This window comes from Enterococcus sp. DIV1307a (genome assembly GCF_050537425.1).
Lineage (GTDB): Bacteria > Bacillota > Bacilli > Lactobacillales > Enterococcaceae > Enterococcus > Enterococcus faecalis.
On sequence record NZ_CP172914.1, the window covers coordinates 1,341,471 to 1,364,940 of the forward strand.

Here is a 23,470-nt window from a genome sequence, read left to right on the forward strand (position 1 = left end):
TCTTAAAATTGTGAAGGGGATTTTCCATAATATTTTTTGAATAATTTACTGAAATGATAGGCATCTTCGTAACCAACCGTTTTTGCCACTTCTTTGACACTTAAGGAATCATTTTTCAGCAATTCTTTCGCATGGTTTAAGCGGATTTGAATTAAATAATTGATTGGCCCAACGCCTGTGGCCGCTTTAAAGGTTTTCGACAAATAAGTCGGGGTAACATATAACATTTCTGCTAACTGTTCCAAAGTAATTTCTTCGTCATGGTGCGTTTCCAGATAATAAATCGTATGATTGACTAAATTTCGTTTTCTTTTTTCCGTTTTCGATAGCCGAGTTTCAATTTTATTTTCTTGATCAACTGCTAAGCTTCTTAAAATATAGACCAATAGTTCAATAACTAAAGCTTTAATTTGTAACGCTGATTCAACTTCTTGATGGTTTAATTCATGAACAATTTGCCAAGCTTTTTCTAAAAAAGCACCATGTAAATGACTTAAATCTAATAAAGCTGATTTATTTGGAAATACGTTTCGCGCTAAGCCTTCTAAATAGAGATTTGAAATGCCAATGTGTAGTTGATGTGAGTAAGTTCCTGCTTTTTGTTGCTCACCATGTTCCGTTCGCGGATTAAAAAGAAACACCGTACCAGCAGTGGCATGGTACTGTTGCCCTTGAACAATATATTCAGATTCACCTTCTAAAAGAATAGATATTTCCAGAAATTCATGATGATGACAATTATAAGGGTGGGTCTCTTCGTTCCAAGGATCGAAGGCATATAAAATTTCAGGATTAAACGTTCGACTATTTGTGTAGTTCATAAAAAATCACTCCTACTTGTATCCGCTTTCTATACTATATTGTACATCAAAATATACAAGAATGCCCATTTCTTTTCCTATAAAAAAACAGTAATCTTATACACGTCCATAAAAACAAGAGAGAGTAGGGGAGAAAATGAATAGTTTTGAATGGATTTGGCAATATGCTAAAAAAAATAAGAATAAGTTACTGCTAGCTGTTATTTTTGTCGTTATTAACGCTATTTTAATTGTTATTATTCCATTGTTATCTGGCAGAATTGTAGACCAAGTAATCAATCAGGGGAAAACTGAAGAGCTTGTCCCAATTCTTGGGGTTATGATTGGGGTGACCGTTATTCGGACAGTTGTTCGTTATAGTTATCAAGTCTTGTTTGAATCGGTCGGACAATCTGCGTTATTTGACTTAAGAAAAGATATGTATATCAAACTTCAAGAATTAGATTTTGATTTCTTTAATCATACACGTGTTGGCGACATTATGGCGCGAATGACAGGGGATACAGACGCTATCCGCCATTTCGTTTCTTGGGTCACTTATAACCTCTTAGAATGTATTTTATGGTTCATCGCAGCCGTGATTGTGATGGGGACGATCAATTGGCAATTGATGCTGGCATTAATTTTAATTACACCTTTGATTTTTCTGTTAACACAAAAAATGTCGAAGGAATCGCATCCGGTATTTTTTGAGATTCGGGAAAGTTTTTCTCGGTTAAATTCAATGGTCGAAGAAAATATTGGTGGAAATCGGGTGGTTAAAGCTTTTTCTCAAGAACCTTATGAAATTGAAAAGTTTAACAAGCACAATGAAGACTATAAAAAATGGAATATGGCTTCCGCAGATGTCTCTAAAAAATATTTACCGTGGTTAGACGGTTTTGCAGGTAGTTTAAATGTTATTGCCTTAGTTCTTGGTGGCCTCTTTGTGATTCAAGGTCGGATGACAATTGGTGATTTAGTGGCCTTTAACGGCTTTCTCTGGATGTTGAACATGCCGATGCGAATGAGTGGCTGGTTGATCAATGATGTGCAACGCTTTACGGCATCGTCCATTAAAATTCGTCAGTTATTAGCAACGAAACCGAAGATTCCCATTGCTCGGGAAAAAGAAGCAGAACCGATCCAAGGCTATGTGACGTTTGATCACGTGTCCTTTCATTTTTCAGATGATCCAGAAACCCCCATTTTATCGGATGTTTCATTTTCAGCAAAACCTGGTGAAACAATTGGTATTTTAGGGGAAACTGGTTCAGGCAAAACCACTTTAGTTAACTTAATCGCTCGGTTCTATGATCCAACCAAAGGCACTGTTTATATTGATGGAAAAGATGCTAAAAGCTATTCTGTTCGTAAATTGCGAGAAAATATCTCCATGGTTATGCAAGATGTCTTTCTTTTTTCCAATACGATAGAAGATAACATTGCTTTTGGTAATACACTGGCTAACTTGGAACAAGTGCAAATGATGGCTGAAATTGCTGATGCCCATAGCTTTATTTCCAGAATGCCCGAAGGTTATGCAACAATTGTTGGTGAACGCGGCGTTGGCCTATCTGGTGGCCAAAAACAGCGGATTTCACTAGCCCGTGCTTTAACCAAAGATCCAGCTATTTTAATTTTAGATGACACAACTTCCGCTGTTGATATGGAAACAGAATCAAAAATTCAAAAAGAACTAGGTCGTTTGACGGAAAAGAAAACGACATTTATTATTGCCCACCGAATTTCTTCTGTGAGAGAGGCCAATTTAATTTTGATGATGGAAAAAGGCCGTGTGGTGGAAAGCGGTACTCATAGCGAATTAGTCGAACAAAAAGGCAAATATTTTGACGTATATCAAAAACAATTAGGTCTGACAAAGGAAGGTGAGTCGCGTGGCTAGAAATACGTTTGATGTAGATGAGACTTTAGAAAAAGAATTTAATTGGTCTCATTATAAACGATTAGGCGCCTATATTAAACCTTACAAAAAAGCTGTTTTTAAAACATTATTTGTCATCATATTAGCTAATCTGGCAAGTATGTTAGGCCCTTACTTTACTAAAATTGCGATTGACCAAGTAATTCCACAAAAGAATCTCTCGTTACTCTTGATACTAGGGGCTATTTTCCTATTTTCCTTGGTGATTATTGGTTGGTGTATGCGTTATCGAATATATGCCATCACAGAAATTGGACAAGATATTTTAAAAGATATGCGTTTTTCAATTTTTGAGCATCTACAAAAATTACCATTTTCTTATTTTGACAGTCGGCCGCATGGAAAAATCTTAATTCGGGTGGTCAATTACATCAATACGTTAAGTGATTTACTAAGTAACGGATTGATCAATTTAATTTCTGATTTATTTAATGTGATTATTACCTTAATTTTCATGTTATTTATTGATGTGAAATTAACCTTATACAGTTTACTGCTATTGCCTGTGTTGTTCGTGATGGTTCTATTTATCCAAGGGAAACAACGGAAAGCTTACCAAGAGCTTAGCAATAAACAATCAAACTTAAATGCCTATATTCATGAAAGTATTTCAGGAATTAAAATTACACAATCTTTTGCACGAGAAGATGAAAATTTCCAGATTTTTAACGAGGTAAGCGAAGAATATCGTCAATCCTTTATGAAAGCTGTGCGTGTCCAGTATTTATTATGGCCAGCAGTGCAAAATATATCCGTCATTACGACTTGTTTTATCTATTTCGTAGGAATCCGTCAATTAGGTGTGTCCGTTACCACTGGGACGCTAATTGCTTTTATCGGTTATATCAATAACTTTTGGAATCCGGTCATCAATATTGGTAACTTTTACAATTCTCTGATTACTGCAACTGCCTATTTGGAAAGGATTTTTGAAACGATGGATGTTGTTCCAGAAATTCAAGATGCGCCGCACGCTATTGAGTTGCCGCCAATTAAAGGAACCGTCGACTTTCAGCATGTTTATTTCCGTTATGAAGAAGGAAAAAATATTTTGACCGATGTTAGTTTTCATATTGAGCCAGGACAAACAATCGCCTTGGTTGGGCCAACAGGTGCGGGTAAAACAACAATCATCAATTTGTTAAGTCGTTTTTATGATGTGAATGAAGGGGCCGTTAAAATTGATGGTTATGATGTTCGCGATGTGACACTCCGTTCGTTAAGGAAACAAATGGGGGTAATGCTTCAAGATACGTTTATTTTTTCAGGAACGATTATTGAAAACATTCGGTACGGAAATTTAGCAGCCACAGAGGAAGAAGTCATCCAAGCCGCAAAAATTGTTCGTGCGCACGATTTTATCAAGGATTTAAAAGATGGCTATGAAACAGTTGTGGAAGAGCGGGGTAGTACACTCTCGGCAGGACAACGCCAATTAATTTCATTTGCTCGTGCTTTACTGGCAGATCCCAAAATTTTAATTTTAGACGAAGCAACCTCCAGTATTGATACAAAAACAGAAGAATTGTTACAAGAAGGATTACAACAACTTCTGAAAGGACGGACATCGTTTATTATTGCTCATCGACTTTCTACCATCAAAAATAGCGATAAAATTTTCTATATTGATGGTGGTCGTATTGTGGAAGAAGGATCTCATGATCAACTAATGGCAAAACATGCGTTATATCATCATTTATATCAATCGCAATACGACTTATTAAAGAGCTAGATGATAAAACAGAGAAAATTCTTAGTTGAATCTTTCTCTGTTTTTCTGTATCGTAACCTTAACAAAGGAAAAATGATGAGGTGCCAAATGAAGCGGAATTTTGAAGTGGAATTAACAACATTATGTATGATTAGAAATCAGAAAAATGAAATCCTTGTGCAAGAACGACAAAAAAAGGATTGGCCTGGTTGGACGTTCCCTGGCGGGCATGTTGAAAAAAACGAGGGTATGGAAACAGCCATGGTTCGCGAACTCCTTGAAGAAACAGGCTTAGTGCTAAAGCCACAATTAGTAGGTGTTGCAGAATGGCTGAATGATTGTTCGGGTGCGCGGGAATTAGCCACATTATTCATTGCAGAAACAGCGGATGAACTACCAGAAGAAACGGAACAACCCTTGTTTTGGGTCACTGAAAAAGAATTGCGAGAAGGTCCTTTAGCTGGCAGTTTAGCAGAACTTTTCCCAGTATTTTTTGGCGAAAAGCAATTTTATTTTAAAAATAATACAGCTTAATGATTCAAACCTAAAAGATTAAATCAATCCCACTTATTAAAAGAGAGGAAATCTAAAATTAAACATTGCTATTTATAAGCAATGTTTGCTATTCTTAATAAAAGGGAATTAATTTTTATATAATGAGGGGGAAAAAGTGTGTTAAAAAGAAAAGTGGGGATTATCGCAGGCGTTTTCTGTTCAGCTTTGTTACTGACAGGCTGTGGCAAAAGTGCGAAAGATGAGTTCATTCAAGGGATCGGCAATCAAAACGCACAAGAATCTGGGGTTTGGGATTTCTCTATGTCAATTAGTGACATGAAATTTTCACAAGAAGATGGTGCACAAACGAATCCTATGATCGGGATGCTCATCACGCAAATCAAAGACGCATCGCTTTCTGGGAAGATTCAAGTAGATGCCAAAAAAGAAAAAGCATTCAACTTAGAGATGAAATTAAAAGCGATGGGCATGGATGTACCGATTTCATTGGTTGGATCATTAGATAACGAGGGCAAAGAGCCAAAACTCTATTTAGCAACAGATATGATGGAATATATTGTCGCTGTCGCAGACTCAATGACTGACGGTGCTATTGACAGTTCTCAGTTAGATACAGAAAAACTAAAAGGAAAATACATTGATCTTTTAGCAATGAACGAGGAAAGCGCGAAAGAATGGCAAGATACAATTAAAGAGACTCAAGAATCTGAAGAAGACCTTAAGCAAACGATGGAAGAATACAAAGAGTTTTTAGAAGGATTAGACAAGGATACGTTCGAGAAAAAAGGGGACACCATTACCCATACGTTTACAAAAAAAGAATTACAAAAGTTAATCAAAATTACGACAGAAGCATCTGAGAAAGGTAAAGAACAAGATCCTTTCGAAAAAATCAAAGATGTTTCTGCTAAAGTTTCTGTTAATACAAAAGAAAATAAAACAAATATGTTGATTAATGTGAAACCGCAGCAAGACAAGAACGTTGACATGGGACTTGAATCATTATCTAGTAAAATTAGCATTACACAAAAAGCCAAAAAAGCGACGATTTCAATGCCTAAGAAAGAAAATATTTTATCAGAACAAGAAGTTGAAAAAATATTTTCCGATAGCACCTCTATGACAGGTCTATCGACTGAAGACACGACTGTTGCGATCAATCAATAACGCTGAATGACCAATAAAAACGGTCCCTCAAAAAAAGTAACGAAAGACCTAGCATGATTGGGATGCTAGGTCTTTTTTGAATAAAAAAACAGCATTTTAGTTTTCTTTGAATTATTGGTTGTTATTTTTGGTGGTGTAAACAGTTTAAAGTTAATACATTTGTTTTTGATTTAAATTCTACTGCTATTTTTAATCATTCTATTAAATAACAAATGTTTTCGAGTGTTTTTAAGCATTATTTTTGTTATGCAGAGTGGTTTTTTTATACAATGAGTATAATTTTAGATGAAGGAGTGTTTTAGGTGAAAAATCAACATTTAACTACGTCACAAGGAAGTCCAGTTGGCGATAATCAAAATTCGCTAACTGCAGGAGAATTTGGACCTGTCCTAATCCAAGACGTTCATTTATTAGAAAAATTAGCTCATTTTAATCGTGAGCGCGTACCAGAACGGGTTGTTCATGCCAAAGGTGCTGGTGCTCATGGTGTTTTCAAGGTGAGTCAATCAATGGCACAATATACTAAAGCAGATTTTTTATCTGAAGTTGGCAAAGAAACACCTTTATTCGCTCGTTTTTCAACTGTAGCTGGAGAGTTAGGTTCATCAGATACATTGCGTGATCCTCGCGGTTTTGCGCTTAAATTCTATACAGATGAAGGAAATTACGACTTAGTTGGCAATAATACGCCCATTTTTTTCATTCGTGATGCAATTAAGTTTCCAGATTTTATTCATAGCCAAAAAAGAAATCCGCGGACGCATTTGAAAAGTCCAGAAGCAGTTTGGGATTTTTGGTCTCATTCACCGGAAAGCCTTCATCAAGTAACAATTTTAATGAGTGATCGTGGCATTCCGTTGTCGTTCCGTCACATGCATGGTTTTGGTAGCCATACATTCAAATGGGTCAATGCTGCTGGAGAAGTATTTTTTGTTAAATATCACTTCAAGACGAATCAAGGAATCAAAAATCTAGAGAGTCAATTAGCAGAAGAAATTGCTGGGAAAAACCCAGATTTCCATATTGAAGATTTGCATAATGCAATTGAAAATCAAGAATTTCCTTCTTGGACATTATCTGTGCAAATTATCCCGTATGCAGATGCGTTAACAATGAAAGAAACTCTTTTTGATGTAACAAAAACGGTTTCTCAAAAAGAGTATCCGCTGATTGAAGTTGGCACGATGACTTTAAATAGAAATCCAGAGAATTATTTTGCAGAGGTTGAACAAGTAACATTTTCACCAGGGAATTTCGTTCCTGGTATTGAAGCTTCTCCAGATAAATTATTGCAAGGACGTTTGTTCGCTTATGGGGACGCACATCGTCATCGCGTGGGCGCTAATAGTCACCAATTGCCAATCAACCAAGCAAAAGCACCTGTAAATAACTACCAAAAAGACGGCAATATGCGTTTTGACAATGGCAATAGCGAAATTAATTACGAACCAAATAGTTATACTGAAACACCAAAAGAAGATCCTAAGGCGAAAATTAGCTCCTTTGAAGTTGAGGGAAATGTTGGTAATTATAGCTATAATCAAGATCACTTTACACAAGCAAACGCTTTGTATAATTTGCTGCCAAGCGAAGAAAAAGAAAACTTAATTAACAATATAGCGGCATCTTTAGGTCAAGTGAAAAATCAAGAAATCATCGCGCGTCAAATTGATTTGTTCACTAGAGTAAATCCAGAATATGGAGCACGCGTCGCACAAGCCATCAAGCAACAAGCATAATTTATATAACGTACGTGACAAAACCAGTCTAGATAAACTAAAGACTGGTTTTGTTTGCTTTTCAATGCTTTTTACTCTACTCCCGAATACTAGAATAAAGTGCAACACTCAGCAAATTATTGTTGAGTGTTTTTGTTATGTATCGAGGGTTAACATTGACAAATAAGCTATTTTAAGCTAATGTACAAATATGCTTATACCAGCTTAAAAGGAGGCATGTTTATGATTCAAAAGAAACGACTTGAGTTAATTTTAGAGGAATTGAAGACGCGCGGAACTCTTAGTTTGAAGGAAATTATAAACTTAACAGGTTCTTCAAGAGATACAGCAAGAAGAGATATTGTCAAATTAGCTCAAAGTAATGCTATTGATCGCACATATGGTGGAATTAGTTTGCCCAATACCTTTAGTCGTTTAGATGAATATCTTGAACGTACTGAAGATCTCAGTGCTGAAAAAGATATTCTAGCAAAAACTGCTAGTAATTTAGTAAAAGATAATTCCCATATTTTTTTAGATATTTCGACAACGGTCAGTTGCATTCCAAGACATATAAGACCTTATGAGAATGTCATAGCAACGACAAATTCATTAGATATTACCGACCAACTATTGAGAAATACTAAATGTAAAACTAAGATTTTAGGTGGAAGCGTCGATCCTATCAAACGAAATGTCGTTGGAACGAAACCAATGCTTGAGCTGGATTCATTTATCTTTGATGTTGCTTTTATGAGTGCCGCTGGAATCACAACTTCAGGCATTTATTACGCCTACGATGAAGATATAGATTTCAAAAAAAAGATAAGAAAACAATCCAAACTTGTAGTTTTACTAATTGATAATACAAAAATCGGATTAAGTCATAACTATAAAGGTTTAGATTTCGAAGATATTGATTTTCTTGTTATAGAAAGTCGTCTACCAGATGATTTAGAAAGAACAATATCAGATAGTAATGTCTCTATAATAAATTCAAAGTAGGTGCAAACATGATTAAAACGGTATTATTTGACGTAGATGGAACAATCTTAGATACAGAATTTGTCATGATTAAGTCTTTACAAAAAACTCTAAAAGAAGAGAAAAACTTGGACGTTCCAGAAGAAAATTTAGAGTATATCTTAGGTATACCAGGTAAAAAAGCAATTGAACGGTATTCATCATCTGGAGAGGAAGTTGATAAGCTACATGCATGTTGGTCCGAAAATGTTAAACAATACTCTCATCTTGCGACTTTGTTTCCTCAAGTGGAAGAAGCATTGACTAAGTTAAAAGAAAACGAGATACAAATTGGGATCGTTACATCCAAAACAAATGAAGAAATGGAAAATGAATTTGAACATTTTGGTTTAAGTAAACTTTTTGATATTTCAGTAACTGCCTCTGATACAACGAAACATAAACCTAATCCTGAACCAATTCTATATGCATTAAATAAATTAGGAAGTTTACCCGAAGAAACAATTTATATAGGCGATTCTATCTATGATATGCATAGCTCACAATCAGCTGGAGCTAAATTTGCTTTAGCAAAGTGGGGAGCAAAAGAAAATCCACTATTCTCAAGTGCAGATATTAGTTTAGAAACTCCTCTAGAAATATTACAACACTTAAAATAGATCAGCTTACTAAAAAATATGTTATTTCATTAACGGTTAACATAAGTGAGGATTATTTCAAGTGATTGTCGTAGCAAGGATTTCAATCACCTAGATTGTGAAATGAGAATGGTCTACCTACGAACGCCTTGTCATTAAGGGATTTGTGGGCAGAAATCTTTGTGATTTACTAGAAGCGTCGTTTGTTGGGTTTGTTTTTTTAGATAGGAGTTTATGAAATGTCGTATAACCATTTATCAGCTGAAGAGCGTGGACAAATAGAAGCGTATCTGAAGGAAGGAGTCTCTCAGGCTGAGATAGCTCGCCGATTGGATCGGCATAGATCCACGATCTCTAGAGAGATCAAACGTGGTTCCGAGCAAAGAAAGAAGAAGAGTCTCGCTAGTTTGCCTTATCAAGCAACTAGCGCTGGTAATTTAGTACGTATTCGCAAGAAAAATTGCGGAACAACTACTAAGGCTACTGTACACAATACTAAAACTATCATGAAGTATCTTGATATGAAATATTCGCCGGAACAGATAGCGAACGCAGTTCGTAGTGTAAAGGTTTGTACATCAACAATTTATAACTGGATTTACAAAAAGATCGTTCCTTTCGATATTAAGAAATTACGCGGTCGTGGAAAACGTTACAAAATAAAGAATACTGGGAAACGATTAAAACGGCCGGATCGAGCTTTCTTTGAAGGGCGCACGTTGGAGAACCGACCAGAAGAGGTTCAGTTACGAACGGAGTTCGGTCATTGGGAAGCAGATACCGTTGTGTCTAGCAACATTCATAGAACGTAAAACAAGGCATTATGTAGCAATTAAGATACCGAACAAGACAGGTAGATCCATGATGACAGCAATTAAGCGTCTAGTGGAAATGTATCCACATAGTGTGAAATCGATCACATGTGACCGTGGAAGCGAGTTTGTCAATCAGTTTGAAATTGGACTTATTGAAGACACTTTTGACTGCAAAATCTATTATGCTAATCCATGCGCGCCACATGAACGCGGATCAAATGAAAATCATAATGGATTACTCAGAGAATATTTTCCAAAACCATCTAATTTTAAAAATATTTCTCAAAATAAGATCAATCAAGCTGTTCAAAGTATGAATTTACGGCCACGAAAAATCTTTAAGTGGAAATCACCGCACATTCGCCAATTCAAAACTACTTTGTATAATGTATATTATGTTAACTAGAATAGAATAAAAAACTTTAGCCGATAAATTGCACTTCTCTTTCGACTAATTAATTTGCCCAACTAACCTTACAAGTTGTTTGCTAAGCTAGTTGGGTTTACTGTTTATTGAAACCTTGGATTGTTCATTTCTTGATGAATTTCTTTGCTCGCTTCATATAGAAACAATGTTTGTTTTTTACTTGATGCATAATCGACAATGGGTTTTGGATAATTTTCTCCTAAATGTACATGATATTGCGTTTGTAAGGCTTCGTTCATTAGATTTGGTTGATGAATATACTTTTGTGGCACTTGCTTAAGTTCTGGAACATATTTTTTGATGAACTGGCCGTCATTATCAAATTTTTTTGACTGGATAATTGGATTAAAAATCCGAAAATAAGGGACAGCGTCCGTTCCTGTTGAAGCAGCCCATTGCCAGCCACCGATATTATTGGCAGCATCATAGTCAATCAACATTTTTTGAAAGTATTTTTCACCCCAACGCCAATCGATGTGTAAATTTTTAACTAAAAAAGAGGCAGTAATCATTCTTAAGCGATTGTGCATCCAACCAGTTTGATTCAGTTGTCGCATTGCGGCATCAATTATAGGGTACCCCGTCTCCCCTTTTTGCCACTTGACAAACATTTCTGGGTCATTTGTCCATTGAATATAACGAAATTTTTCTTGAATAGCTTCCTCTTTTTGTTGTGGAAACGCACTATAGATCATATTGTAAAAGTCGCGCCAAGCTAATTCTTTTTTGAAGGTTTCTTTACTTAAGCTAGAAGGCACAGATGCAAGCTCTTGCCAAATGGTGCGAATCGAAAGTTCTCCCGTTCTTAAAAAAGTAGACAGATGACTCGTTTGATCCTGATAAGGAAAATCACGCTTATTTTCATAGGATTGAAGTTTTTGATCAATAAAAGTATTTAAGCGCCTTCTGGCTGTTTCTTCGCCGACACTATAGTGTGTTAAAGGAATCCTCGCAATCTGTTCACGATAAGCTGCTTCCTCTTCTGGAAAAAGACACGCACTAAAAATTTTTTCAGCTGTATAGGAAACAGGAATCGGTGTTTCTTTAGGCGCCTCTTTCCATTTATTGTAATAGGGCGTAAACACTTGGTACTTGCTGCCATCGTTCTTCTTAATTTCTTCAGAGCCATGCAAATAGGCATCTTGAAAAGAGAAAGACTGAATATTATTTTCTTCAAAAAAGCGCATAGCTTGCTGGTCCCGCTTTGCCCCAAAGCCACAAGTATCTTCATTAAAATAAATGGCCTGCCAATCGGGTAATTTGCGTTTCAAACGTGAAAATAAATCTAATGGTTCGCCGACCATGATTTGTAAATGTGCCTCTTGATCGATTCGTTCTTTGAACGAGGCTAAGCTTGCAAAAAAAGCGTTATGATTAGCACTTTCTTGAATAAATTGTTGAGGATTCATTTGGAATAATAAAATCAATTCATCAGCTGCAGAATTTTGTAACGCGTGTGCTAATGCTTTATTATCCTGTAATCGTAAATCACGTCTAAACCACATTACTCTTTTCATTTTTAAATCCTCCTAAATACTTCGTCTTGCTTATCGTAACCGTGACTGCTGATTTTTAAAAGCAACTTGCCTATATTTTTCAAAAAGCCGGTAAAAACTGAGTTTTCAGCTTTTATCGGCTTTTTGATTAAATTAATAGGAAATATTAAAAGCTTTCATATCTTTCTCAATATATTGCAGGACTTCCGTATTGCCAAAAAATTGTGTAAAATAATAGGCTTGGCGATAGTCATCGGCTGTGTCTTCCCCGAGCATTTGTTTGTTAAAGGCTTTTTCATATAAAAGATAATCTAGCAAATAAATGGAGTGTTTGTCACGACAAATCTGAATCCCTTTTTCGCTTAAAATGACACTTTTTTGGTAGTCTTTCATTTCCGAGTAGAATTTAGCAGAATTATAATAAATTCTACAACGCTCCAAGGAACATTCTAATTTAAATTGTTCCAATTCTTGTAATGATTTTTCGTAATACACTTGCGCTTTTCTCATATCTTTTTCCAGTTCGTATAGCGTACCTAGCGCATTCAGGCTTAAAATGTTGTAAATATTGACTTTACGGTCAATTTCCGCGCCCCGGTATAGGTAAAACAAGGCCTCTGCTTTATCTTTTTTTCCTAATAAACAAGTAATTCCCTTATAATATAACAATTTAGTCGTTAGTTCATTATTAGATAAGATAAGACCTTCAGGCACTTCTTGTAATAAATTGTAGGCCTCTAAGTGAAATAACCGTAAAGATAAATCCTCGACTTTGTTTAGTAGATTTTCAATTTTCTTTTCTTCAGAAATCATCATGCATTCTTCTACTTCTAAATCTAATCGGAGGCAAATAGATGAGAAAATATCTAAACTGTCACATAGATTACGGTTTTCAATATTACTAATTGTTGCTTGCGTACAGATGCCGTTAGCCAGCTCTGATTGTGTGATTTTTTTAAGTTTTCTCGCTTGTTTTATTTTGTCTCCTGCTACCTTCACGAACAGACCTCCACTTGTATTATTATGTAAATTCATTAAAAAATGTTATACTTTGATTATCAATTAAAGGAGGTACATGCTATGTTTGATTTACTTGCATTATTGACTGGAACATCAACTTATGGCAACGTTCCCCATGTTTAATTAGTCAATGCGTGTCAAGTATGGTCTTCCATACTTGGCATGTTTCCTTTAAAACTGACTCAATCATACTACAAACGGATAGACAAATACAACCGAAAATCATTGGTTTTTTATTAAGAAAAAGAACAGCAAGAAGTGATAACTACTTCTTGCTGTTCTTTTGTTTAGTTAGGTGTATTTAGATTTAAAATGATTTGTTCCGGCGTAATTTCATTATGATCTGACATCATTGGCTCTACGCTTAAATAACTTGAAGTATTTGTAATGATAACCATGACAGTTGAGTCAAGCCCAGCTTCTTTAATGGCTTTTCGATCGAACGTTCCTAAAAGATCTCCTTTTTTAACACGATGACCTTGGGTTACTTGTGTCTGAAAGACCTCCTGTCCCAATGTGACAGTATCAATTCCTATATGAATTAATACTTCAGCTCCTGCGTCCGTTTGGATACCATAAGCGTGCCCAGTTTCTGCAACCAAGTTTAATAAACCATCTGCAGGCGCGTAAACCTTGTTCGCTGTTGGCATGATTGCTAAACCTTTGCCCATCATCTCGCTTGAAAATACTGGGTCATTAACAGCAGTAAGATTCATGGCGTAACCAGTTACCGGAGAAAAAAGTTGTTCATCTAAGGTATTGTGTTGCATTTCAAAGACTTCGCGTTCTTCCTCTTCGATTACTTTATCTGAAATCAAAACTTCTTGCGGAATTGCAAATAGACTGGTTAATGCATAACATACACCGACAGATAAAAGTGCGACTAATAAATAGATCACTAATTGATGTGCACTATAGATATACATTAAGAAAGAAGGAATAACGGCTAAGCCATAAGAATTTGATTGAATATGAAAAATAGCTAAAATTGCTCCGCCTAAACCTGATGTAAACAAGACACATAGCAGCGGTTTTAAGTTCCAACGAATAAGTAATCCAAATAACACAGGCTCACTAACTCCAAATAATTGAGACAACATAGAACCAATGGCTGTCGACTTCACTTTGCTATCTTGCGCTTTTTTCGCAAAGGCTAAACAACTGCCAACGTTGGCAAACCCATACATGGCACATATTGTAATCAATGCATTAAATCCTGTATTTGCTAATAATGATGTTTCTACCATAGTTAGTGTATGATGAATACCAATCAAAACCATTAAAGGATATGAGGCACCAATCACGAAACCACCTAATCCTAAGGGCAACCCAATCAACCATTGGACAACATCTACCATGCCTAACTCAACGGTATGCAAAATTGGGCCAATTCCGAGAATCATGATTAAAAAAGTAATTAACATAGTCATAAAGGGTGTAAAAATTTGATCAAGAATATTCGGCATCTTTTTTCGGAAAAAAAGTTCAATCTTTGCGCCAATTATACCAGCAGCAATTGCACTTAAAACGGACCCTTGTGCACCGACAACTGGGATAAAACCAAAAGCCATAATAGCTTTCACGCCAGAATCTGGTGTTGCAACTGCATAAGCGTTTGGTAAAATGGGTGATACCATCATTAAACCAATAACAATCCCGATTACAGGCGTCGCATTAAATGCTTTAAAGGTAGACCAAACAATCAAAGCTGGCAAAAAGGCAAAGACGGTATCTGTAATGACAGAGACAATTTGTTGAAAGCTTTCAGGAATATTGGCTACACTTGCTCCGAATAATTGTAAAAAAGTATCGTTAAAAATAACACCTTTTAACCCTAGGAACAATCCTGTTGCTGCAATTACTGGAACAATTGGAATGAATATTTCACTTAAAATGCGCATTGTTTTGCGCATGCCTGTTTCATTATTTTTTAAAATTGCTGTTTGCTCTGCTTTTGACACAACATTGATTCCAAGTTTTTCTATTTCATCATACACTTTAGTCACAATACCAGTTCCTAAAATCACTTGGTATTGACCACCATTATAAAAAACCCCCTTGACTAAATCGATTTTTTCTAGTTGTTTACCATCTACTTGTTCATGGTCCTTCAAAATAAAACGTAACCGCGTTTGACAATGGGTGACCGATATAATGTTATCCATACCGATTAATTGAATAATGTCTTTGGCTGCCTGCTGATAATTTTCTGCCATGTTATACTCCTCCTAGCTACTCATTTATAGTAATCAATAGTCCTTGATAGCTTTTTAATAATGTTCCCTGCTGAACTAATTGCTCTCGTTCTTCAGACTGTGTATCAAAAATAACTGTGCCATTAACTAAATAATGAGGGATTGGAACCGCCTCACCAAAATTAAAAAAGGCGTAAATCGTTTTTTCATTTAATTTGCGTTTATAAGCAATAACATTATCTGGAAGATTTGACAGACCCTCAAATGTTCCATAAAGTAAGATGTCTGTATAGGGACTCTTTTGACGAAATGCAATCATCCGCTTATAGAAATGAAAAATACTTTGACTATTTTTTATTTCTGCTTCGGCATTGATTTCTTTATAATTATCCACCATTCCTAACCAAGGCTTGACGCTTGAAAAACCGCCATACATAGAATCATTCCATGGAAAAGGCGTGCGGGCATTGTCTCGACTACGCAAATTGACAAGTGACAAGGCTTCTTTGGGCGTAAATCCTTCTTTTATTGCTCGATAGTATTGATCAATGCTAGAAATATCATCGAATTCATCAATCGAACCCCTTTCAAAATTGGTCATTCCTAATTCTTGTCCTTGGTAAATAAAAGGCGTGCCCCTTAAAAAGAAATACATGGCGCCGAATGTTTTAACCGCATTTGGCTGTTGAGCCTGTTCTTTTAAATATTTCGTTGTCGCTCGAGGTTGATCATGATTTTCAATAAAATTTGCACTCCAACCAGCCTCTTGCATGGCTTCTTGCTGTTTGAAAATTAATGTGCGTAAATCATTCCAAGACCAATCGATTCTATAAAACCATTCGCTTCCTGATTTCACATCCAAATCAGCCCATTTGAAGTCAAAAATCATGTCGAAATACCCTGTTTCTCCAATAAATTCTGATAAATTTAGATAATTGACGCCGGCCGCTTCGGCAACTGTGACAATATCAAAGCCAGCAAAAGCTTTTTCTTTTAATTCGTTCAGAAAGTCACTCATTCCTGGCATGTTTCTACTAGCTTTTGTTACTTTGGCTAATTGATCTGCCCCATCAGCAGGTAAGTTTGTCCAAGTCAAATCTTTCTTAATAAAATTAATCGCATCTACACGAAAACCAGCAATTCCTTTGTTTAACCAAAAACGAATCATTTGATAGATTTCTTTGCGTAGTTCAGGATTTTCCCAATTTAAATCCGGCTGTTTTTTATGAAAGGCATGAAAGTAGTAGGCATCTTCCCCAGGTAATTTTTCCCAAACACTACCACCGAAGTTAGACCGCCAATTTGTAGGTGCTTCTCGTCCTTCTTTTATAATATAAAAGTCTCGAAAACGACTTTGAGGATTTTTTAAAACATCTTGAAACCAATCATGTTCATCAGATGTATGGTTTACCACCAAATCTAAAATAACTTTTATGTTTCGTTTTTTTGCTTCTTCAATGAGTTCATCGAAGTCTGCCATTGTACCAAAATCGCTAGAAATACCATAATAGTCTGAAATATCATATCCATTGTCAGCCATTGGCGACGGGTACATTGGACTCAGCCAAATCAGCGTAATTCCTAAATTTTCTAAGTAATCCAGTTTTTGAATAATGCCTTGTAAATCACCAATTCCGTCATTATTACTATCCGAAAAGCTACGTGGATAAATTTGATAGGCCACTTCTTTTTGCCACCAATTTCTGTTCATTCTGGTTCTCCTCACTCTTAAACTAGTCCTGTTAATTTTTTCTGTAACCGTTTTTACATTTTGTATGATACTCGTTTTTGCGTAATATGTCAAACGTTTATCATAAATAAATGTAAATTATAATATTCTTTTGATTTAAATAGATTTATATATGTTATACGTTTGACTTTTTTCTGATTTGTTTATACTATTAGACTAACTACTATTTTCTAATAAAGGAGACATTACTTATGTCAAGCATCATGAACCAATGGACGGATGAATTACGTTATGCGCCTTATTCTTCTTGGACATCTGCTCACCTCGAAAATCTAACTTCTATTATCGCGCAATCTAGTTGGCGTTTTAAGTATCATATTCAACCACAGACAGGACTACTAAATGATCCCAACGGTTTTTCGTATTTCAATAACCAGTGGCATTTATTTTATCAAGCGTTTCCTTTCGGGAGTGTTCACGGACTAAAAAGTTGGGCCCACTTAACTTCCTCCGACTTAATTCACTGGGATTATGAAGGAATTGCCCTTTATCCCGACTCTGAATATGATTCTCATGGCGTCTATTCAGGCTCAGCTTTAACAATAGATAACCAACTATGTTTATTTTATACAGGAAATGTTCGTGATCAAACTTGGCAACGATTTGCATATCAAAATATTGCATGGCTGAATTCTTTAGGTGCGATCACAAAGGAATCAACACCATTCCTACCTATTGACCCCAATTATTCTTCCCATTTTCGTGATCCGATGGTATTTCCTTATCAAGAAGGACTTGTTTTATTAATTGGTGCTAGTGATTTAAATGGACAAGGAAAAATTGTGGTCTATTTTTCTAAAGATCGAAATGTACACAATTTTCATCAACTTGGCGAATTGACGTTCACCAACCAAGAATTAGGCTACATGGTTGAATGCCCCAATTTGGTATTTATTGATGGCCAGCCTGTCTTATTATTTTGCCCACAAGGTCTATCTCCATCTGTAAAAAGTTATCAGAATATCTATCCGAATATGTACACATTGGCCGAAACGTTTGATTTGGAGAATCTTTCTTTAGTTCAGGCTGGGCCTTTTGAAAATTTAGATGAAGGATTTGATGTCTACGCCACTCAAGCCTTTAATGCGCCAGATGGTCGTGCACTTGCGGTCAGTTGGATTGGGTTGCCAGAAATCACTTACCCAAGTGATGTGGAGGGTTGGGCAAATGGCTTAAGTCTGGTTAAAGAACTCACAATTCACAACGGGAAACTATTTCAATATCCAGTTTCTGAAACAGAAATGCTTCGTCAATCCGCTACTACTTTATCAAATGGCTGCCATTTCTTATCTACTGCTTCTTTTGAATTAGAAGTGGATATTCCCAAAAATGAGATTGCTTTTATTCGGCTTTTAGCGAACGAAACGGGTTCAAAAGGACTTTTAATTACAATTGATACGATTCATGGTAAAATAACCCTTGATCGAACATTTGCTGGCCAATCTTTTGCTGAAAAGTATGGCACAATTCGTGAAACTAAAATTAGGAAAAATAAGTCAGTTCAGTTAACTATTTTTGTTGATTGCTCTGTTGCAGAAATCTATGTAAATAAAGGTGAAAAAACGATGACTGGTCGCTTCTTTCCAGATAAAGCGCAACAGTATCTTCATCTATCCAAGACGGCAAAAGCTTGTTTTTATGAGCTGGAAAATACGAATAATTAGGAATGATGGTGAATTTTGATGGTGGTTAAATTAACGGATGTAGCAAAGCTTGCTGGGGTGAGCCCGACAACGGTAAGCCGCGTGATTAATAATTATGGTTATCTTAGTCAAAAAACAATTGATAAAGTTCATCAAGCGATGGAAGAATTAAATTATCAACCTAATGGATTAGCCAGAAGCCTCCAAGGAAAAAGTACGCAGCTGATTGGTTTAGTCTTCCCTTCTGTTAGTCATCCATTTTTTGGTGAATTAATTGAAACACTGGAAAGAAAGCTCTTTGTTCAAGGATATAAAGTGATTTTATGTGATAGTGAAAAAGATCCAGAAAAAGAGCGCGCCTATTTACGAATGCTCGCTGCAAATAAAGTGGACGGTGTAATCACTGGTAGCCATAACTTAGCTATTAACGAATATGAAAATGTTTCACTACCTATTGTTTCCTTTGACCGTTTCTTGGCACCTGGCATTCCAATTGTCTCTTCGCAAAACTTTCAAGGGGGCCAAAAAGCCACTGAAGCCTTATTTGCAAGTGGTGCACAAAAGATTGCAATTATTACTGGTGCTAATAACACAGGCGCACCTAGCGATTATCGATTGGCTGGTTATAAACAAACAATGGAAAAATATGGCGCAGAAAAAACGATTCTACAAATTGATAATGGGACCTCAACAACATTAAAAAATCTAGAAATCGAACGTTTGCTTCAAAATAAAACTGTAGACGGCATCTTTTGTACAGATGATTTGACAGCAATTACAGTTATGAATATTGCTCAAAAATTGAAGATATCCATTCCTGAAGAATTAAAAGTAATTGGTTATGATGGGACAAAATTAATCAAAAGAATTGCCCCACAACTATCAACCATTGTGCAGCCAATCGACGAGATGTGTGACGTTATGATTGACTTACTGCTTCGTAGAATGAAGGATCCTGATGTTGCACTTGGGGAAAATTATCCTATTCCGATTCAGCTATCATTGTCTGAATCCTGTTAAAAAAGACACCTTTTCAGGTGTCTTTTTTTATTCTTAATTCCTCATTTGCCTATTTTCCCTTAATTCCAAAGCACAGAGATTAAATAATACAACAACATGATCCCTACAAATACACCGAGCATTAGTAAAACATACCACCAATTTTTGGCGCTATAGGTTTCATTTTTATTTTTTTCGGTTCGTTTCCCGGCAGCCCATTTCCATAAATCGTAATTATTCATCTCTCTCACCACCTTTAATGGGTTTATTAACTTAAGCCTAACACGGAATGAGAGAACTTGAAAACAAAAGGATCACCCGCTTATGCAATGGATGATCCTTTTTTGGGCACTATTCTTCTGATAACCCATTATTTTTAATAACTGATTGGTACCAATAAAAACTATCTTTTTTAATGCGTCGTAAATCTTTTAACTCATGGTCTTCACGATTAACGTAAATAAAACCGTAGCGTTTTTTGAATCCTTGATGGGAACTTAAAATATCCATGACCGACCAAGGGCAATAGCCAAACAACTCAACACCGTCAGAAATAGCCGCATGACAAGCAGCAATATGATCATGCAAATACGCAATTCGATAATCATCATGAATTTTTCCGTCCTCTGTTAGGTGATCTGGTGTGCCTAAGCCGTTTTCTGTAATGATTAACGGCAAACGGTATTGACGATAATAATCATTTAAAACTAAACGTAGACCAGTTGGATCAATTTGGGCACCATACTTAGAGGTTTTTAAATGTTGATTTTTTTCGATTTTAAAATAACCGTATAGATCAAAATCAATGTCCTTTTCTTTCGTACCCAATGGGTGTTGCTCATCTGTCGGTAAATAGCTAGCGACTAACGTCCGATAATAATTAAGAGCGATAAAATCTGGTTTAGCGGCTTTCAAAATTGCTTGATCTTCTGGCTGTGTTTCGGGATAAATGCCGCATTTGGTTAAATACTCTTGATAGTAACCAGGGTATTCGCCAAAACAATACATTTCTAGAGCGTAATTCGTTTTAAAGTTATCATTCATACGAGCTGCCCAAACATCTTCAGGCTTATTAGAACTAGGATAAGTCATCGTTGAGGAAACAGAGGGACCGACTTTTCCCCCAGCGACCAATTGGTGACAATCATTCGTCGCTAACGCATGGGCAACAAACATATGGTAATCCATTTGTGCACGAATTTTTTCAACATTTTCTGGTGCAACATCGTACATATTCATTCGTTCATCAACACGAATCATTAAGTTTTGTTCGTTCGTAACTTGCCAATTTTTGACTCGATCACCAAATGCTTGATAACAGACTTGCGCATAGCGTTGAAATGCGGAAACGCAGCGACGATCCGCCCAACCATTGTATTTTTCCACCAACGCAAAAGGTAAATCAAAATGATAAAGTGTGACAAACGGCAAAATATCGTTTTCTAAAAGTGTATCAATGACAGCATTATAAAAATCGATGCCGGCTTGATTGATTTCGCCATCACCTGTTGGAATGATTCGTGCCCATGAAAGAGAAAAACGATAGGTTTTTAAGCCTAATTCTTTCATTAACGCAATGTCCTCTTTGAAATGATGGTAAAAATCGCTGGCGATTTTCGTATCTGCTTGTACAGCTGACTTTTTAAAAGAATTGTAATCAGCAACTGTTAGGCCTTTGCCGTCCTCATTCCAAGCGCCCTCAATTTGAAAAGCGGAGGAAGAAGCTCCCCATAAAAAATCGTTCTTAAATTGTTTAACCATTAGTTTTGCTCCTTTACTTGCATGAAAAATAAATTTGTTTGTGGTGTAATCTCTGTTTGTTTGGTTGTCTCAATTATAGCCATTTCCACAGTATTTGTTACGATGACTAAGACGGTTGGATCATAACCAGCAGCTTGGATAACTTGTTTATCAAAAGAGAGCAGTTTTTGTCCTAGTCTGACCCTTTCTCCTACTTTTACGAACGTTTCAAATCCCCGCCCTTTTAATTCGACTGTATTGATTCCAATGTGAAGGAGGATTTCAGCACCATTGTCTAACTTTAAGCCAATTGCATGATGAGTTGGATATAAAGCCGTCACTTGCCCATTTCCTGGTGAAACAATTTGTTCCTCTGTCGGATAAATAGCTAGCGTTTTTCCCATTTGTTGAGAAGCAAAGACTTCATCGTTGATTTGGTCTAAAGATACGAGTTGTCCTTGAACAGGTGCTTGAATCCGTTGCTTTTCTTTGACTGTCGTTGCCACTGTCTTTATGCCGGGTTCTTGACGTGAATCGTCAAGCGGTAAATCATTAAAGCCTAGAAAAATCGTTAATAGAAATGCACCAAAAAAAGCAATGCCACAACCTAATAAATAACAAATAAAGGCTTTGGTTCCTGCTTCTGCATAAACTGGGATGGTCAAGAGTCCTTGGTTAGCGAAGGCTGTCCCATAGGAGCCGCCCCAGCCCATTAAGGCCCCACCTGCTGCTCCGCTAGCCACCGCATAAATCATCGGTTTTTTTAGCCGCAAGTTTGCCCCATAAATGGCTGGTTCTGTGATACCAAATAATGCAGTCACTGTTGCAGAGGCAGCAACGGCTTTCAAGCCTTTATTTTTTGTGCGGACAAACACGCCAAATGCGGCGCCCGCTTGAGAAAAGTTCGCTGCACCAGCAAACGCTAGCAAATTTTGCCGCCCTGTTCGAGCGACATCATTAATCCCAATTGGTACAAGTCCGCGGTGAGCCCCAAAAATGACTAAGACACACCAAATTCCACCGATAAAACCGCCTAACAAGATGGGACTCAAATTCATTATATAATAATACAACCAATTTACGCCGTCACCTAAATAAATCCCTATCGGTCCAAATAATAATAAAGTGGCTGGAATCATTAAAAGTAATGATAGCGTAGGAACCATAATAATTTTTAGAACTTCTGGAATCACTTTTTCCAAAAAGCGTTGCACATAAGCTAACATAAAAATTGCAAGAATAATAGGAATTACCGTGGAAACATAATTGGCTTTGGTCACATGTAATCCAAACAAGGTAACCGCTGATTCTTCAGTCATTAATGAAACGATGGTCGGATAACATAAGGTGGCACCAATTACCATAGCGATATATTCGTTTGTTTTGAAAACCTTAGCAGCTGAATAACCTAAAATAACTGGCATAAAATAAAAAAGTGCATCGGAAGCGGCGCTTAAAATAATATACGTATTCAAAGGTTTTAAATCGACCTGGTAAAAATTGTTTGCGACCATCACAGCAATGGCTAGAATTCCTTTTAACATGCCTGAAGCGGCAATTGCTGGTACGACAGGTGTGAAAATCGCGGCAACAGTATTTAAAATTCGATTACCTAATGAATTTTTTTCTTTTGTGGATGTTTTGGTCGTAAGTTGCTGAGCCAACAAAGGTTCTAGAGCATTATAGACATGCGCAACTTTATTGCCTAAAACCACTTGATACTGCCCGCCACTTTCAACAACAGAAATGACACCTTCTGTTTGTAGTAAGGCTTCTTTGTTCGCTTGTTTCGTATCTTTCAATACGAAACGCAATCGTGTATAACAATGTGTGACATCCACGATATTGTCTTTGCCACCTACGTCTTTCAAAATTTCTTTTGCTATTGCTTGGTAGTCCATGGTGA

At 36.4% G+C, this 23,470-nt stretch carries 17 protein-coding genes and 2 pseudogenes; 11 read left to right on the forward strand and 8 right to left on the reverse strand.

Features of this window, described 5'->3' with window-relative positions:
- Positions 1 to 2: 2 nt before the first annotated feature.
- The gene (locus tag IGL90_RS06545; protein ID WP_002357554.1) at positions 3 to 821 is read right to left on the reverse strand and encodes a helix-turn-helix transcriptional regulator; all 819 of its coding nucleotides are present in this window, start codon (positions 819 to 821) and stop codon (positions 3 to 5) included.
- Between the two features lie 136 nt (positions 822 to 957).
- Here IGL90_RS06545 and IGL90_RS06550 point away from each other — a divergent pair, with 136 nt between their 5' ends.
- The 9 genes and pseudogenes from IGL90_RS06550 (at position 958) to IGL90_RS06590 (ending at position 10,700) form a co-directional block, all read left to right on the forward strand.
- Complete coding sequence (locus IGL90_RS06550; RefSeq protein ID WP_048736801.1) at positions 958 to 2,706, forward strand: ABC transporter ATP-binding protein; 1,749 nt, start codon at positions 958 to 960, stop codon at positions 2,704 to 2,706.
- Entirely contained in the window at positions 2,699 to 4,477 is a 1,779-nt protein-coding gene (locus tag IGL90_RS06555; protein WP_002360293.1) for an ABC transporter ATP-binding protein, read from the forward strand. Before IGL90_RS06550 ends, IGL90_RS06555 begins: the two co-directional genes overlap by 8 nt.
- Positions 4,478 to 4,564: 87 nt before the next feature.
- Positions 4,565 to 4,990 (forward strand): 8-oxo-dGTP diphosphatase, encoded by a 426-nt coding sequence (locus IGL90_RS06560; protein WP_002394459.1) that lies wholly within the window; start codon positions 4,565 to 4,567, stop codon positions 4,988 to 4,990.
- 138 nt (positions 4,991 to 5,128) lie between these two features.
- Positions 5,129 to 6,139: a hypothetical protein gene (locus IGL90_RS06565; RefSeq protein WP_048736805.1), complete on the forward strand. Its 1,011-nt coding sequence runs from the start codon at positions 5,129 to 5,131 to the stop codon at positions 6,137 to 6,139.
- A gap of 302 nt (positions 6,140 to 6,441) precedes the next feature.
- The gene (locus IGL90_RS06570) at positions 6,442 to 7,878 is read left to right on the forward strand and encodes a catalase (protein ID WP_048736806.1); all 1,437 of its coding nucleotides are present in this window, start codon (positions 6,442 to 6,444) and stop codon (positions 7,876 to 7,878) included.
- Positions 7,879 to 8,100: 222 nt separating this feature from the next.
- Positions 8,101 to 8,862, forward strand: coding sequence for a DeoR/GlpR family DNA-binding transcription regulator (locus IGL90_RS06575; protein WP_048736808.1), 762 nt, complete (start codon positions 8,101 to 8,103; stop codon positions 8,860 to 8,862).
- Positions 8,863 to 8,870: 8 nt separating this feature from the next.
- Positions 8,871 to 9,500, forward strand: coding sequence for an HAD family hydrolase (locus IGL90_RS06580; RefSeq protein WP_048736810.1), 630 nt, complete (start codon positions 8,871 to 8,873; stop codon positions 9,498 to 9,500).
- A gap of 218 nt (positions 9,501 to 9,718) precedes the next feature.
- A pseudogene (locus IGL90_RS06585) lies at positions 9,719 to 9,856 on the forward strand (helix-turn-helix domain-containing protein); the annotation flags it as partial.
- A pseudogene (locus IGL90_RS06590) lies at positions 9,842 to 10,700 on the forward strand (IS30 family transposase). The pseudogenes IGL90_RS06585 and IGL90_RS06590, both read left to right, overlap by 15 nt.
- Before the next feature lie 104 nt (positions 10,701 to 10,804).
- Here the strand turns inward: IGL90_RS06590 and IGL90_RS06595 are convergent.
- The 4 genes from IGL90_RS06595 to IGL90_RS06610 all read right to left on the reverse strand — a co-directional run bounded on the left by IGL90_RS06595 (position 10,805) and on the right by IGL90_RS06610 (position 17,143).
- Positions 10,805 to 12,238, reverse strand: coding sequence for a cryptochrome/photolyase family protein (locus IGL90_RS06595; protein ID WP_010826515.1), 1,434 nt, complete (start codon positions 12,236 to 12,238; stop codon positions 10,805 to 10,807).
- A gap of 132 nt (positions 12,239 to 12,370) precedes the next feature.
- Entirely contained in the window at positions 12,371 to 13,252 is an 882-nt protein-coding gene (locus IGL90_RS06600) for a helix-turn-helix domain-containing protein (RefSeq protein ID WP_002363971.1), read from the reverse strand.
- A gap of 272 nt (positions 13,253 to 13,524) precedes the next feature.
- On the reverse strand, positions 13,525 to 15,453 hold the full coding sequence (locus tag IGL90_RS06605) for a sucrose-specific PTS transporter subunit IIBC (RefSeq protein ID WP_002360285.1): 1,929 nt from the start codon (positions 15,451 to 15,453) through the stop codon (positions 13,525 to 13,527).
- A gap of 16 nt (positions 15,454 to 15,469) precedes the next feature.
- Entirely contained in the window at positions 15,470 to 17,143 is a 1,674-nt protein-coding gene (locus tag IGL90_RS06610; RefSeq protein ID WP_048736814.1) for a glycoside hydrolase family 13 protein, read from the reverse strand.
- 242 nt (positions 17,144 to 17,385) lie between these two features.
- On the opposite strand from IGL90_RS06610, the gene IGL90_RS06615 reads away from it, so the two are divergent.
- Both IGL90_RS06615 and IGL90_RS06620 read left to right on the forward strand, forming a co-directional pair.
- A complete protein-coding gene (locus IGL90_RS06615) occupies positions 17,386 to 18,846 on the forward strand; it encodes a sucrose-6-phosphate hydrolase (protein WP_002382334.1) in 1,461 nt (486 codons plus the stop codon).
- Between the two features lie 18 nt (positions 18,847 to 18,864).
- A complete protein-coding gene (locus IGL90_RS06620; protein WP_430604669.1) occupies positions 18,865 to 19,845 on the forward strand; it encodes a LacI family DNA-binding transcriptional regulator in 981 nt (326 codons plus the stop codon).
- A 59-nt stretch (positions 19,846 to 19,904) separates the two neighbouring features.
- On the opposite strand, the gene IGL90_RS06625 is transcribed toward IGL90_RS06620, so the two are convergent.
- From IGL90_RS06625 to IGL90_RS06635, 3 genes are all read right to left on the reverse strand, one after another.
- A complete protein-coding gene (locus tag IGL90_RS06625) occupies positions 19,905 to 20,066 on the reverse strand; it encodes a hypothetical protein (protein ID WP_002357537.1) in 162 nt (53 codons plus the stop codon).
- A 109-nt stretch (positions 20,067 to 20,175) separates the two neighbouring features.
- Entirely contained in the window at positions 20,176 to 21,585 is a 1,410-nt protein-coding gene (locus IGL90_RS06630; RefSeq protein ID WP_048736816.1) for a glycoside hydrolase family 1 protein, read from the reverse strand.
- Positions 21,585 to 23,465 carry a beta-glucoside-specific PTS transporter subunit IIABC gene (locus IGL90_RS06635; protein ID WP_048736817.1) on the reverse strand — a complete coding sequence of 627 codons (1,881 nt, stop codon included), beginning with the start codon at positions 23,463 to 23,465 and terminating at the stop codon, positions 21,585 to 21,587. The genes IGL90_RS06630 and IGL90_RS06635 overlap by 1 nt, the downstream gene beginning before the upstream one ends.
- Positions 23,466 to 23,470: the final 5 nt, after the last annotated feature.